General features: G+C 63.7%; 17 protein-coding genes and 1 pseudogene. 4 read left to right on the top strand and 14 right to left on the bottom strand.

The annotated features are described in order from the left end of the window. Both WJM96_RS16410 and WJM96_RS16405 read right to left on the bottom strand, forming a co-directional pair. A pseudogene (locus WJM96_RS16410) lies at positions 1 to 364 on the bottom strand (hypothetical protein); the annotation flags it as partial. Next, a complete protein-coding gene (locus WJM96_RS16405) occupies positions 361 to 1,266 on the bottom strand; it encodes a Hint domain-containing protein (RefSeq protein WP_424813596.1) in 906 nt (301 codons plus the stop codon). The pseudogene WJM96_RS16410 and the gene WJM96_RS16405, both read right to left, overlap by 4 nt. A 346-nt stretch (positions 1,267 to 1,612) precedes the next feature. Here WJM96_RS16405 and WJM96_RS16400 point away from each other — a divergent pair, with 346 nt between their 5' ends. Beyond that, on the top strand, positions 1,613 to 2,581 hold the full coding sequence (locus WJM96_RS16400) for a LysR family transcriptional regulator (RefSeq protein ID WP_424813595.1): 969 nt from the start codon (positions 1,613 to 1,615) through the stop codon (positions 2,579 to 2,581). A 441-nt stretch (positions 2,582 to 3,022) separates the two neighbouring features. On the opposite strand, the gene WJM96_RS16395 is transcribed toward WJM96_RS16400, so the two are convergent. The 4 genes from WJM96_RS16395 to WJM96_RS16380 all read right to left on the bottom strand — a co-directional run bounded on the left by WJM96_RS16395 (position 3,023) and on the right by WJM96_RS16380 (position 5,407). After that, entirely contained in the window at positions 3,023 to 3,814 is a 792-nt protein-coding gene (locus WJM96_RS16395; RefSeq protein ID WP_424813594.1) for a hypothetical protein, read from the bottom strand. After that, positions 3,814 to 4,329 carry a hypothetical protein gene (locus tag WJM96_RS16390; protein ID WP_424813593.1) on the bottom strand — a complete coding sequence of 172 codons (516 nt, stop codon included), beginning with the start codon at positions 4,327 to 4,329 and terminating at the stop codon, positions 3,814 to 3,816. Before WJM96_RS16390 ends, WJM96_RS16395 begins: the two co-directional genes overlap by 1 nt. Before the next feature lie 139 nt (positions 4,330 to 4,468). Continuing rightward, positions 4,469 to 4,702, bottom strand: a complete 234-nt coding sequence (locus WJM96_RS16385) for a thermonuclease family protein (protein WP_424813609.1) — start codon at positions 4,700 to 4,702, stop codon at positions 4,469 to 4,471. Positions 4,703 to 4,930: 228 nt separating this feature from the next. Further along, complete coding sequence (locus tag WJM96_RS16380) at positions 4,931 to 5,407, bottom strand: hypothetical protein (protein ID WP_424813592.1); 477 nt, start codon at positions 5,405 to 5,407, stop codon at positions 4,931 to 4,933. A 2-nt stretch (positions 5,408 to 5,409) separates the two neighbouring features. On the opposite strand from WJM96_RS16380, the gene WJM96_RS16375 reads away from it, so the two are divergent. Continuing rightward, positions 5,410 to 5,649, top strand: coding sequence for a hypothetical protein (locus WJM96_RS16375; protein WP_424813591.1), 240 nt, complete (start codon positions 5,410 to 5,412; stop codon positions 5,647 to 5,649). A gap of 196 nt (positions 5,650 to 5,845) precedes the next feature. Here WJM96_RS16375 and WJM96_RS16370 read toward each other — a convergent pair whose 3' ends face one another. Both WJM96_RS16370 and WJM96_RS16365 read right to left on the bottom strand, forming a co-directional pair. Next, positions 5,846 to 6,208, bottom strand: coding sequence for a hypothetical protein (locus WJM96_RS16370; protein ID WP_424813590.1), 363 nt, complete (start codon positions 6,206 to 6,208; stop codon positions 5,846 to 5,848). Next, positions 6,205 to 6,906, bottom strand: coding sequence for an SOS response-associated peptidase (locus tag WJM96_RS16365; protein ID WP_424813589.1), 702 nt, complete (start codon positions 6,904 to 6,906; stop codon positions 6,205 to 6,207). The genes WJM96_RS16370 and WJM96_RS16365 overlap by 4 nt, the downstream gene beginning before the upstream one ends. A gap of 86 nt (positions 6,907 to 6,992) precedes the next feature. On the opposite strand from WJM96_RS16365, the gene WJM96_RS16360 reads away from it, so the two are divergent. Further along, entirely contained in the window at positions 6,993 to 7,277 is a 285-nt protein-coding gene (locus WJM96_RS16360) for a hypothetical protein (RefSeq protein WP_424813588.1), read from the top strand. On the opposite strand, the gene WJM96_RS16355 is transcribed toward WJM96_RS16360, so the two are convergent. The 4 genes from WJM96_RS16355 to WJM96_RS16340 form a co-directional block, all read right to left on the bottom strand. Further along, entirely contained in the window at positions 7,261 to 7,500 is a 240-nt protein-coding gene (locus WJM96_RS16355) for a hypothetical protein (protein WP_424813587.1), read from the bottom strand. The two genes, WJM96_RS16360 and WJM96_RS16355, sit on opposite strands and share 17 nt — an antisense overlap. A 26-nt stretch (positions 7,501 to 7,526) precedes the next feature. Then, on the bottom strand, positions 7,527 to 8,114 hold the full coding sequence (locus WJM96_RS16350; protein ID WP_424813586.1) for a hypothetical protein: 588 nt from the start codon (positions 8,112 to 8,114) through the stop codon (positions 7,527 to 7,529). Further along, a complete protein-coding gene (locus tag WJM96_RS16345) occupies positions 8,111 to 8,491 on the bottom strand; it encodes a hypothetical protein (RefSeq protein WP_424813585.1) in 381 nt (126 codons plus the stop codon). The genes WJM96_RS16350 and WJM96_RS16345 overlap by 4 nt, the downstream gene beginning before the upstream one ends. Positions 8,492 to 8,861: 370 nt before the next feature. Further along, entirely contained in the window at positions 8,862 to 9,017 is a 156-nt protein-coding gene (locus WJM96_RS16340) for a hypothetical protein (protein WP_424813584.1), read from the bottom strand. 123 nt (positions 9,018 to 9,140) lie between these two features. Between WJM96_RS16340 and WJM96_RS16335 the strand changes: the two genes are divergently transcribed. Then, a complete protein-coding gene (locus tag WJM96_RS16335; RefSeq protein WP_424813583.1) occupies positions 9,141 to 9,437 on the top strand; it encodes a hypothetical protein in 297 nt (98 codons plus the stop codon). Here the strand turns inward: WJM96_RS16335 and WJM96_RS16330 are convergent. Continuing rightward, a complete protein-coding gene (locus WJM96_RS16330) occupies positions 9,429 to 10,262 on the bottom strand; it encodes a peptidoglycan-binding domain-containing protein (protein WP_424813582.1) in 834 nt (277 codons plus the stop codon). The genes WJM96_RS16335 and WJM96_RS16330 overlap by 9 nt on opposite strands. An 8-nt stretch (positions 10,263 to 10,270) precedes the next feature. Further along, on the bottom strand, positions 10,271 to 10,660 hold the full coding sequence (locus WJM96_RS16325) for a hypothetical protein (RefSeq protein WP_424813581.1): 390 nt from the start codon (positions 10,658 to 10,660) through the stop codon (positions 10,271 to 10,273). Positions 10,661 to 10,728 lie beyond the last annotated feature (68 nt).

Raw genomic sequence — 10,728 nt, 5'->3', positions numbered from 1 at the left:
CCATGCCTTCGTTGAAGACGCGATCGATGTTGGGCGTGCGATAGCCCATCAGGCCGCGCGTCCAGTAGCTGATGTTCGACTGGCCGACATCGTCCCCCCAGATGACGATGATGTTCGGCTTGGTACCCGCTGCGGGGGCCACTGCGGCAGGTGCGGCTTGCTGCGCCTGCGCCAGGTGGATGGGCCCGGCTGCGCCCGCGATGCCGGCCGCGCCACCGAGAAGGATTCCCCTGCGCGATTGATTGTGGGCCATGTGACGACGCTCTCCTGTTAGCAGTTGGATGCCGTTGATCGATGCCGAGAGGATGGGGAGTTTCGGGCAGGGCCGGCTAAGGGCGAGTTCCCTCAGCGGGGCGAGGTTCAAGCCGTCGCTTGCATGACATGGCCCAGCGCCTCGGCCCGCTTCGCGAGTTTGATGCGTATGGCGGCAGGAAGTTGGCGCGCGCTCTTCACACGAGGCGCCGCGAATTCTTCCTTTTGTTGATCCTGCTCGCCGTAGAGCGCGATGAACTCGGAAAAGTTGTCGAATCTGGCGCGCGTCACGCTGTCGAGGAAGGTTTCGACTGGCGCACCTTCCGCGAGGATGATCGCATGATCCTCAGTCTCGATATGGTACCAAACGAAGCGCGGCTCGGGATTCAGCACGCGGGTGATGGTCGTTCCGTTCACCAGTGAGGCTGCTTCCACCAGAAGCCCATCGAGCACGATTCCATGAGCAGGTGAGACGTAGAGGTCGCGGGCCGGTACGTTTTCCGCGAGCGCACCGCGCGCAATCCGAACAGGGAATGACTTTAGGGGCGGCGCGAAAACAGCCACGACTTCTTGCCGTCCGATCCACTTAACCAGCCGCACATCGCCGGACGCTGTGAGAACGCGATCACCGATCACCAATGTCTCGACGGTGCGAGGGCCGCCTGGCGCCGCGATGAGAGTGCCACCTAGAAAGCAGACCGCGAAATCGCCGGGGTCGACCGGCGTGGTGCCGCCCGGAGGCAGTGGGGAGTTCGAGAAGTAGTAGTACGATCCACCCTGCTCTGCGACAAAGCCGTCTCCAGTATGGCCCACATACTGGCCACCGCCGCCGTTGTCGCCAGTCGCTGTCAGATTATCCCCAACTTCGAACGTCGTCTCGCCAGGCTGGCCGCTGCCTTCGTTGTCGGTGGTTGTGTTGTTTCCGGCGACGCTGCCGGTTCCATCTGCTGTAAAAATCCCCGTGCCGGAATCGTAAGTGCCCGTCGTGTAGTAGACCGTATCATAGGTGGCCATGGCGATCTCTCCTATTGCCGAGCAAGAACTGATGACGGGCAACGGGGGATTGGGCCGATCTGAACAACATCGAACCGCAAGGCGAAGAGGCCCAATCAATCCGAGGCACGGTCGCGCACCTCGGGGGGCCGAGAAACGGCCTCCAGGCACAGACCGCTGGCTACGGGAGCACTGCGCGCACCCCGTTCATGCAAACTGACCGGGCCTTCGGCCCCTCTCCCGTCTTTACCCAACCAAATGAAATGCCGGCATTTCCGAGTGTGGCCTCGGTTGAAGTGCATGCTGTCACATCAGTCGGGTTCGCGCTTATGCTGATTATGCAAGTTCATCATAGCCGGACGGACATATGTACGAGATCCGAGACCTGCGAATGGTTCAGGCCATCCATCAGCACGGGAGCTTGGCCCGGGCAGCTCGGGCCCTCGGTGTTGGGCAACCCGGCCTGACCCGGCAACTCGCCTCCCTGGAGGCGCGAGTGCGTGGCCATCTCTTCGATCGGAGCGGGCGGGGCACGATCGCTACCGACCTGGGTTTGACCGTAATTGCCCAGGCAACGGATATCCTGGAGCGGATGGACCGCCTCAATCGCGATACGGAGGACCTGCGCGGTAACCATATCCGCAGTCTGACGATAGCCGCGGGCGCATACATGGCCGAGTCGGTCTGTCAGATCGCAGCTGGGCGACTGGTCGCGCTCCAACCGCAAATCCGGACGCGGCTTCTCTCAGTGAACTGGGCTGATCTGCCTGCGATCATCCATAGCCGCGAGGCTGCTATCGGCGTGATGGACATTCGCAGCGCTCGCGAGGATCCAGCCCTGGAACTGGAAAGGCTGCATCCTCATCCTGGCGTCTTCGTGGTCCGACCCGGGCACCCTTTGACTAAGCTTTCGAGGATCGGCTTGGCGGATATTCTCTCCCATCCGCTGATCATGATCAGCCGCATCCCTGCAGCGGTTTACGCCCCAATGGCAGAAGCACGTGCCGGTGCGAGATCAGACGGAAAGCCTCACCCGGCTTTTCCTGCTTTGGTGCAGGAGAGCCCGACCGTTGGCCTATCCGCCCTGCCGCATTCCGATCTGGTTGCTGCCGTCACTGCCGCCATGGCGAGGCCTGCCGTGGACGCCGGACAGATTGTCGTTCTCCCCTGGCGGGCGACCTGGCTGTCCGTTCATCCTGCCATGGTCTGGCTCCGGCAGCGAAGCTTCTCGCCGCCCGAAAAACAGTTCCTCGATTTGGTTCGTCTAGTTGACCGAGAGTTGAAAGCTGAATCGGAAGCGCTCTGCGCGCGTTTTCGCCTGGACGCGGGCTGCTGATCGTAGGCTGATCCCGATAGCGAAAAGCTTGCGGACCTGGCGCTACCCCTGACGGCAGTTCCGCAACGTCGCGTTCCGGGGCGCCCAGGCACCAGCTCAATGCAGCTGCGCCTGATTCTGCAAGCGATAGGAGGCGATCGCGCGCGGAGCACCCAAGCGCTGGCTCGCGCATGCAAAGACATCGCGCGCCGATATCTCCCGCGAGCCTAGCGATGCGGGCATTGGACTCGGAATAGATGGCGACGACACGGGCGGTGCGGCGGCGGACGTTGCAGGTGGCCGCGCCGGATTTGCTTGAGCCACGGTTTGGCCACGTCTAGCGACCGGCCGAAAATTCCAAGGATGCCGATGCCGGAGAGAGCGCTGAGGGTGCTACCGTCCGAGACGCGGACGGTTTCCGGCTTCGGTCTTCCGCGACCTTGCCGCCTTCATGGTGGGCCTTCAGTCGATCACGCGCTCATCAGCCAGATCCCGCAATGAGGCCTCCAGAGCCGGCGCAGGTATGATCGGGACATTGGCGAGCCGCAGCTGCGCTAACTCAGAAGCCGTCCAACCGTCGTCCTCTGAGTAGGCTATTGCTTGGCGCAGGCCTCGCACGTGACGCTTGCCTACATCGAGATTCCGCATAACGGCGGCTGCGATAGAGGCGTGCTCAGGGACCGGTGTATCGATAGCAAGCTGCAAGTCCGGCGAGATACTGACCAGCCAATCGAAATTGTGGCGCTCCTGGCTCTCTCCGGAAAAGCTGGCATGCGGTCGAACCATCGCATCGGCGAAAATTCGAGTGAGTTCCGCGCGGACGCGATCTCGGAAGCGTTGCCGGTCTTGCTTTCTGGCGGCTGCGAGGGCCGCGTCAGCGACAGCGCGCGCACCGTTGGCCAGAAGTAGAATCGCCGTCCTTGCATCCTCCAGCGCCTCGGGAGCCGACCGAAGAATCGTCCCTTCCAGGCTTAGCCCGAACGGCTTGGCAGCGCCCCTGGCCGCAGCGAAGACCGCCGGCGTGACCTCCCGTCCAGCGTCGGTGACCTGAGCAAGGGCGGCGCCTCCATCCATCGCCGTGACGCGTGCGCCTGCTTGCCCACTATCGAGGAACACAAGTACAGTCGCCCCGTTCGGCAACATCACGTCCGTAGGCACTAGGAGGTGCGAGCCGGACACTCGGGCGACAGGCCGAACGACCGTGTTGGGGGAAAGCCCCTTCTGCTCGCTGCGTTTGCCGAATGCCAACACCATTAAAATAGCCCTTCGCGGCGGGGGTAATCCGGTAGCGCCACAGCTGAAAGATCGATCCCCGCTGCGGCGGTATGGTAGGCGATCGCGGCATGAAAGTGGTGATGTTCCTCGGCCAGAGGAATAGCGAACGGCAGGTGGCGCATATGCGGGCTGAACGTCCCGCGGTTGAGGCGCCATGGAAATTCTCGGCAGCCCGTTATTAGTCCGGGCACGCCGGGAGGTCGGGGCGGTCGGTTGATATGCTCCTGCTGCTCTGGGTCGACGTTCAGCCGTGTTATTGGGACAAGCTCCGTCATCCACTCAAACAGCACCATCACGCAAAAGCAGCGAGCCGGCATGCCAAGCCGGGCGACGATTCTTATTTTGTGGGGGGAGACCTTGCCCCCTACCACGAGATTCCAAAATCCTGACTGATCAGGTGGCTTTGGCGCTGGTTGCCATTCAAATGAACCGGTAGCTTGCTTAGGCGCAGCTAAGAACCGATCCACGGCAGTAGTGAACGGCATCAGATCCATGGCCGAGGCCCTTCGGGGGCTATCATTTCATCGATTGTCCGCCGCCAGTTGGCCTCTCCCCACCCTTCATCGCCGCCCCCCCTTCCGCAAAGACGACCGCGTCAGAGCGAGTCCGTTCAAGAATTTTTGAAGCGGACAGTTAACTGGAACACCACCCCAATCGCCTCGTGCGACCGTTGTACGGCCGTGCATGGCCTTCACGCACCATGACGGCCGCTACCTCGCGTCCCCGCCGGTCCCGCACAACGGCCAGCGTTCGCCGGTAACGGTCGCGGCCATGCCGCTCGATTGTGAGCCCGCTTCCTATGAGCTGGGCAAGACGCTCCTTGGCCTGTCGAGCGGCATGGGATTCCGAAGGACAGCGACCGCGCATCTCGGGTGCGTCCAGACCCTGAATACGGATGCTTTCGGCACCACAGCGGATCGTATCGCCATCGACCGCACGGCAACGCTGCGCCGCAGGCACCGGTGGGACCGCCGCGAGGGCAAGGGCGAATAAGAAAGCGGATGCTGCAAAGGCCATGCGGCATCGTGCCCCTGAGGTCTTTATCAATCGTGTTCCCCGTCGTTGTGGCCGGCGGCTTTTGGGTTTCTCTCGCAGTCATCGCCGAGCCCACGGCAATGGATCCTCATAAGTTGCCCCGCACGCCTCATTGATCGATCGTATGCGGGGGCAATCGGCGAAGAGCGCGAGCCTGATTGCCGACATGCCGGCACCGATGCCGAAGCGCTTCACCAGCATCTCGCGCCGGAACTGACACCGCCGCCCACATGGCTCGCAGACGAGTGTGATGACACTCCGAGGTGTGCAGGATGCGAGACGGGCTTCGCCGCGTCCGGTCGGGCCTTCCTGCTGCACCAGGTCGAACGCGAGCCGCCGGCCACCGCACTCTGAGCAATAGAGCTTCTGCATCAGGTCATCCAGGCGTAGCCGATCCGACAACCGCCACCCCTCCGCCCAGCACGAGACCGGAGCGGAGGCGCTGCGGGCGCAGGACGTGCAGCTGACCTTCAGGATGTCGTCCCACCGCATGTAGAGCGGATCGACGCGCTTCGGTCCGCGCATGTTCGCGGCCATCAGTGGCCCGCCAGGACGTGGGCCACGGCCTCGTCGATCGCCGCGGCCTCGAGAGCAGGATGGAGCCCCCAGGCGAGGTCCCGGAGGGCAGAAGCTGGATCACGGCCGCGCTGGCGGATCGCTTCAGCGGCTCCGCGCATGACATCAAGCGCGACCGCCGAAACAGCCAGCCCCAAGGGCGGGCGCGCGTCATGCTGCCCATCCGGCATCGGTCGAAATGCCCCTCTTCACGTTCCGAGTGATGAGAGAACATAAAGAGAACATGGAGCGCGAAGCAAGCCGCTAGGTCTGGGGTGTCGGGCGCCGTAAAGGTACCAAATGAGCCATGAGCTAGGGCACCAATCGGTAGCAGATCGGCTCGGAATCCCGGCTTGTTCTAAGGGCGAGGGCCGCCATCAGCAGCACCCCGGCCCCGGCGGGGGCTCGCCGACGCCCGCTTCAATGCAACTGCGCTTGGTTCTGCCAACGGTAGGAGGCGATGGCGCGAACGGCAGCTTCCGCGACTTCCCACATCTCCAGGCGCGCGGCCTCCAGCGCCGGGTTGTAGCCAGCCGGCCGAAACAGAGCGCCCTCCCCCGAATACAGATCTGCCAGGCCGCTCACCGCGCCACCGAGCCGATCGAGCAGAGCGAAGGTGCAGCGTCGAAACGTATTGGAGTCCAGCGACTGCTCCCATTGCCGGAGCAGGGCCGCCACCCGCGTGATCACGTCTCCGCGCAGCGGGAAGGCATCGATGTAGGCCTCCAGCACCCGCTCAGCCTCATTGACCCGAGCCAGCACCTCAAAGTCTCGCTCGATCACAACAGCAAGCTTCCCTGGGCCGCCGGCTCGGGCGCGGCGGGAGGATCCTGGCGGCCACCCCGCGCGACAATGCGCAGGGCGCCGTCCGGCAATGGCCGTTGCAGCAACAGCGCGTCGGCCGCCGGCGCTGTCATCCAATACTCGAACTGCTCGGCGTCGGTGAGGATCACGGGCATGGCCTTGGGGTGGATAGCGCCGACCTCGTCGTTGGGCTGGCAGGTCAGGAAGGCGAAGAGGTCGATCGTCTCGGGCCCGGTCTTCACTTTCCGGGTGCTGGTCCACTGCGGCACCCAGATGCCAGCGAAGAACGCGAGCGGCCGCTCCTCGCCGAAGGAGAACCACACCGGCTCGGATTTGCCTGTCTCGGGGTTCCGGCCGGGTTCCGAGAAGCTGGTGAAGGGCACAAGGCACCGGTTCTCGACGCCCAGCCAGCGCCGCCAGTGCGGGCTCTTGGCGTTGCGGACATTCGTGACGCCTGGGTCGCGGCCCGAGCCGGACAGCATGCTCGGCGGCGTCGGCAGGCCCCAGCGGGCCAGTGCCAGCTCGCGCACCCCATCTGGGCCGGTCCGCACGATCGGCGCCGAATAGTCGGGGTAGATCCCCGGCATGGGCGGCAGGTTGCCCAGGCCGTCCCGCATGGCGCGGGCCGCAGCGCGGATCTCGGCCTGGCTGCGCATGTGGGAGTACAGGTTGCACATGGGCCGAAGGTGGGCCCGGGCACGGAACCGGGCAACCGCGAAAGCGGGCCCGCGTTGCGAATCGTCCCGATCGACAGGAGGCGTTGATGAGCGACCACCTGCAGGAGCGTTTTCGCCTCGGCCTCCTCGAGGAGATGGACCGGCGCTGGGAGCGATGCTCGCTGGTCGAGTGGCTAAGCGCGCACCATGCCGAGGCTGTGGAGGTACTGAATCACGGGCGCATGGACTGGGGCCACGCTGCCAAGCTGTTCGCCCGGCAGGGCCTCCGCGACGGCCTGGGCCGGGAGCCCACGGCCGAGACCGCGCGCGAGGCCTGGCGCCGGGTAGAGGAGCGCCGGAGGGCGGGGATGCGGATCAGGAGCCCGAGATAGCGGCGCGCCTGGGCCACGCGCGCCGGCAGGCCGCAGCCCAGGCATCATCAACTTCGTCGAAGCGTGTGCGGCCCTTGATCGGCGGCTCACCAGGGCGCGCGACGCGCCAGGCCCAGAGGCCGTCCTCTTCCAGGATCGCGGTGATGTAGACGGTCTCCATGCCCCATGAACGCAGAAAGCCCCGCGCGGATTGCTCCGGCGGGGCTTCGCGATTGAGCTGCATCTTCTCGGCCTAGCTCTTCCGAAAACTTAGGCGTGCCGACGGCTTGGCCGCACGACGACCTCAGCCGTGGTCTGCATGTGGCGGAACGGCCGAGCCGTCAACGCAGACGCGTCCCGAATCAGGCGCCCGAAGTCCATGGTGTGACGACGCACGATGATCACGAGGGTTGCTACCAAGACCACGAGCCAGAGCATGGGAGAGCGTGCCACCATCGATCTAATGAGGGCATCCCTGGCCTCCGCAATGATCCCATCTAAATCCGCTCGCAGCTGAGGGTCTACAATGCCTTCAACGGCCTGAACGAGCACTGGGACACCCACTGGAATTTTAAATATCGCCGTAGCCATCAATCCCCACACCACCCTGAGGAGCGTCGCGCGATGCGCAAACCGAATGGAGGCGTTAAGGCTGGACCGCATTGAGAGATACAAGGGATCGTCAAAAGAAACTCGGCCTGATGCAGCCAAGTCGAACAGCTTCGCACGAACAGCGAAGAGGTCCATGCGATACCGGTCGGTCCAGAGCCATTGCCAAGGACCGTAGAGCACAATGACAATGCCAGCGAAGGAGAGAACACCAAGGCCGGCTTCAAGGCTGCTGATCATGTCGGTCATCCCTGATCATCCTCCGGATGGGTCAACCCAGAACGCGTCAGACCGCTCGATGTTCGATTGGGGTCAACTTTTCGCTCCAAATCGATGATGCGATCAGACAGCTTCTGAACCTTCAACTGCCGTGTCCTGCGCTCTGCGTATGCCCAAAGGGAGGCGGCAAAGGCAAAGCCAAGCGACAGACCGACGACGCCCCCTTTCGCAGTGCGAAGAAAGAAGTTCGCAGCGACATCCACAACAGTGGTCTTGCCGGCCATCTCAACAACGCACAAATACAACAAGTACCCTAATCCTAAGTAGCAGCCGTACTTCACGGCCATTCGCAGAATGCGGGCCACTTGGTCTACGATAACGAGGCAGAATTGCTGGTTTCCGGTCATCCCGCGCGACGTCGGAACCCGCGTCGGCGCAGCCTTCTTTTGACTAGGCAGTTTCCGCCTCCCGAGGCACTCTGGCATGATTCGGATGCAAGCATAGAGAAAATACGCAATGGAATTAATTTATATCAAGGGGGAGGAATTTCGGCCGAAATAAATAAACTGCACCCCCTGGCCTGTAATTTTTCGCCGATTGCTTGCGTACGAACGAAGAGGCCCCTGTTCTGCGCGCCCGGACGTGCCGCTAAAACATCAGCATCCCGCCACCATCTTCTGCAGCCAGACGCCGAGGGATGCACGCCATCCCGCATCCACTCGCACCGAGCCGGGCGGCCGCGGCTGATGCCCAGCTCCGAAGAGGGCTAGCGAGAAGCTATGAAATCCAGACGGGTAGCCGACGAAAATCCTCGACGGTCATGGTGATCCAGCTGCCATCTACCGAAACCTCGACATAGCCCAAAGGCGCGTCGCCCAGGACGAGAAGGGCCATTTTGCCGTTCAGATTTCGTGGCCAGCTTTTGAGAGTCATAATCGGCTCCATGCAGCGGAATACAGGTTACCAAAATTATGCGTTCTCGCCTGCAAAAAAAGTCTGGCGCGGCACTCCCCCTGGCCGGCTAAAGATAGGGAAGTCGTCCGGAACCCCGATGCAATGTTCGTCGTCAAGACGGTTGGAACGCCATACAAGAACGGGTGGTTTCGCCGTGAAACTCTCACCGCCGTGCGCTTCGAAGCACTTGAAGATATGGAATGCGAGTTTCTCGGGCGTACGTTCCAAGGACACGGCACATACAGCACCCAGCAATATCGTGTAACCGTTCGAAAAGGAGAGAGCTTCCTCCTCGGCACGCGGGGCGGTTATCGGGAGGGTGATCTGCGAAGCCTGGAAGTGTTGGTTGGCGAAGGATACTTTCGAAATATCGCGAGATTGGTCGCCACCTCAAGCTAAAGTGCGACCCAACAGTTTTCGGAACCGCTCGAAGTCGGCCATCTGCTGATCGCCATGGATGGCGGTCCAGATGGTGGACAGGCCGTCCACCGTCTTCCCCGCCACCACCGCCAGCACGGCCTTCATGTCGCCGGCATTGGCCTTCGCCGTCGCCCCGTAGTGGTCGAGATACCAGGGCGCCGTCATGGCCGCGCCCGGGATCGTCTGCATGTAGGCGCGCGCCTCGGTCAGGCTCTTGCCCATGTCCATCGCGAAGGCGGAGTGATTGGCGAGGCCGGTGAGCTGGATCACGCCCAGGCCGCGACCATCATAGCCGCCCAGGTGGGAGTAGACGGTATCACCGAGAAGCCTCGGGTTGCGCAGCAGCTTCTCAGGGTTCGCGCCGGCCCGGCCACCGAACATGCGCTTCACCTGCTCGGCCGAGGTGTAGAACAGGTTCTCGTCCCACCGCGTGAGGCCACCAGCCTCGGTGTTGGCCTTGGCCAGGATGCAGGCCCAGCCCGTGCGATTAAACGCCGGGAAGCGCTCTGAGGCGGAGGAGAATGCAGCGGCCCACGCGGAGGGATCAGCGCACCGCGGAAAGCCCTCCCGAATCTGCGCAGCGGTGATCTCTACCCCGCCGGCCTTCGGAACAGGCGGTGCCGCCTCAGCCTCCAGCGCCGCCCAGGTCTTCGGTCCGACCAGACCATCGGCCGTCAGCCCACGCGCCCGCTGCCAGTCGCGAACGGCGGCCTCGGTGACGGGCCCGAATTCGCCATCGGCCACCTGGCCGAGCAGGCCCTGCAGGCGCGCGACCTCCGGCCCTCGCGCGCCGCGGCGGAGCACGGGCGGGCTCATGCGCGACCGGCCAACCGCCCGAAGGCGGATGCCGGGATGCTCGGGGCAACGGCCTCGCCGCGCTTACCGAGCTCGCCTCGGATCATGCCTTCCAGCGTCTCCACAGGCAGCCGGCCGGCGGTGTCCGGGAAGCGCTCGCGGAGCGCATCGGCGCCGGCGCGCATCATGGCATCTGTGGCCATCGTCACGGCCGGATCGCCCGCGACCTTCGCCGAGATCTCGCCCGCGACGCGCGCCGCGCCTTCTCCGAGACGCTGCTGCACCAAGTTGGCAGTGCGCTCCTTGAGGTTCGTCGCGTAGTCGCGCAGCGCTGCGACTGCCACGCCTCCGACCGCCGTGACGACGGCGGCCGCCAGCGCCCAGAGGGCCTGGGTGAACTGTTCCATCTCTCTCTCTCCAATGTCAGGGATGCCGCTGCCCGCGGCGGGGATCTGGGACCGGAAATTTCACGCGG

Source organism: Roseococcus sp. YIM B11640 (assembly GCF_049727625.1).
Taxonomy (GTDB): Bacteria; Pseudomonadota; Alphaproteobacteria; order Acetobacterales; family Acetobacteraceae; genus Roseococcus.
The sequence above is the reverse complement of the archived record's forward strand: the minus strand, read 5'-3'. Positions and strand labels throughout refer to the sequence as shown.

What these genes read in the sequence shown, in the direction of transcription:
- WJM96_RS16405 (WP_424813596.1), bottom strand. Translation starts at nt 1,266, where the DNA reads ATGGCCACCTATGATACGGTCTACTACACGACGGGCACTTACGATTCC.
- WJM96_RS16400 (WP_424813595.1), top strand. Translation starts at nt 1,613, where the DNA reads ATGTACGAGATCCGAGACCTGCGAATGGTTCAGGCCATCCATCAGCAC.
- WJM96_RS16395 (WP_424813594.1), bottom strand. Translation starts at nt 3,814, where the DNA reads ATGGTGTTGGCATTCGGCAAACGCAGCGAGCAGAAGGGGCTTTCCCCC.
- WJM96_RS16390 (WP_424813593.1), bottom strand. Translation starts at nt 4,329, where the DNA reads ATGGATCTGATGCCGTTCACTACTGCCGTGGATCGGTTCTTAGCTGCG.
- WJM96_RS16385 (WP_424813609.1), bottom strand. Translation starts at nt 4,702, where the DNA reads ATGCGCGGTCGCTGTCCTTCGGAATCCCATGCCGCTCGACAGGCCAAG.
- WJM96_RS16380 (WP_424813592.1), bottom strand. Translation starts at nt 5,407, where the DNA reads ATGGCCGCGAACATGCGCGGACCGAAGCGCGTCGATCCGCTCTACATG.
- WJM96_RS16365 (WP_424813589.1), bottom strand. Translation starts at nt 6,906, where the DNA reads ATGTGCAACCTGTACTCCCACATGCGCAGCCAGGCCGAGATCCGCGCT.
- WJM96_RS16360 (WP_424813588.1), top strand. Translation starts at nt 6,993, where the DNA reads ATGAGCGACCACCTGCAGGAGCGTTTTCGCCTCGGCCTCCTCGAGGAG.
- WJM96_RS16355 (WP_424813587.1), bottom strand. Translation starts at nt 7,500, where the DNA reads ATGCAGCTCAATCGCGAAGCCCCGCCGGAGCAATCCGCGCGGGGCTTT.
- WJM96_RS16350 (WP_424813586.1), bottom strand. Translation starts at nt 8,114, where the DNA reads ATGACCGACATGATCAGCAGCCTTGAAGCCGGCCTTGGTGTTCTCTCC.
- WJM96_RS16345 (WP_424813585.1), bottom strand. Translation starts at nt 8,491, where the DNA reads ATGACCGGAAACCAGCAATTCTGCCTCGTTATCGTAGACCAAGTGGCC.
- WJM96_RS16340 (WP_424813584.1), bottom strand. Translation starts at nt 9,017, where the DNA reads ATGACTCTCAAAAGCTGGCCACGAAATCTGAACGGCAAAATGGCCCTT.
- WJM96_RS16335 (WP_424813583.1), top strand. Translation starts at nt 9,141, where the DNA reads ATGTTCGTCGTCAAGACGGTTGGAACGCCATACAAGAACGGGTGGTTT.
- WJM96_RS16325 (WP_424813581.1), bottom strand. Translation starts at nt 10,660, where the DNA reads ATGGAACAGTTCACCCAGGCCCTCTGGGCGCTGGCGGCCGCCGTCGTC.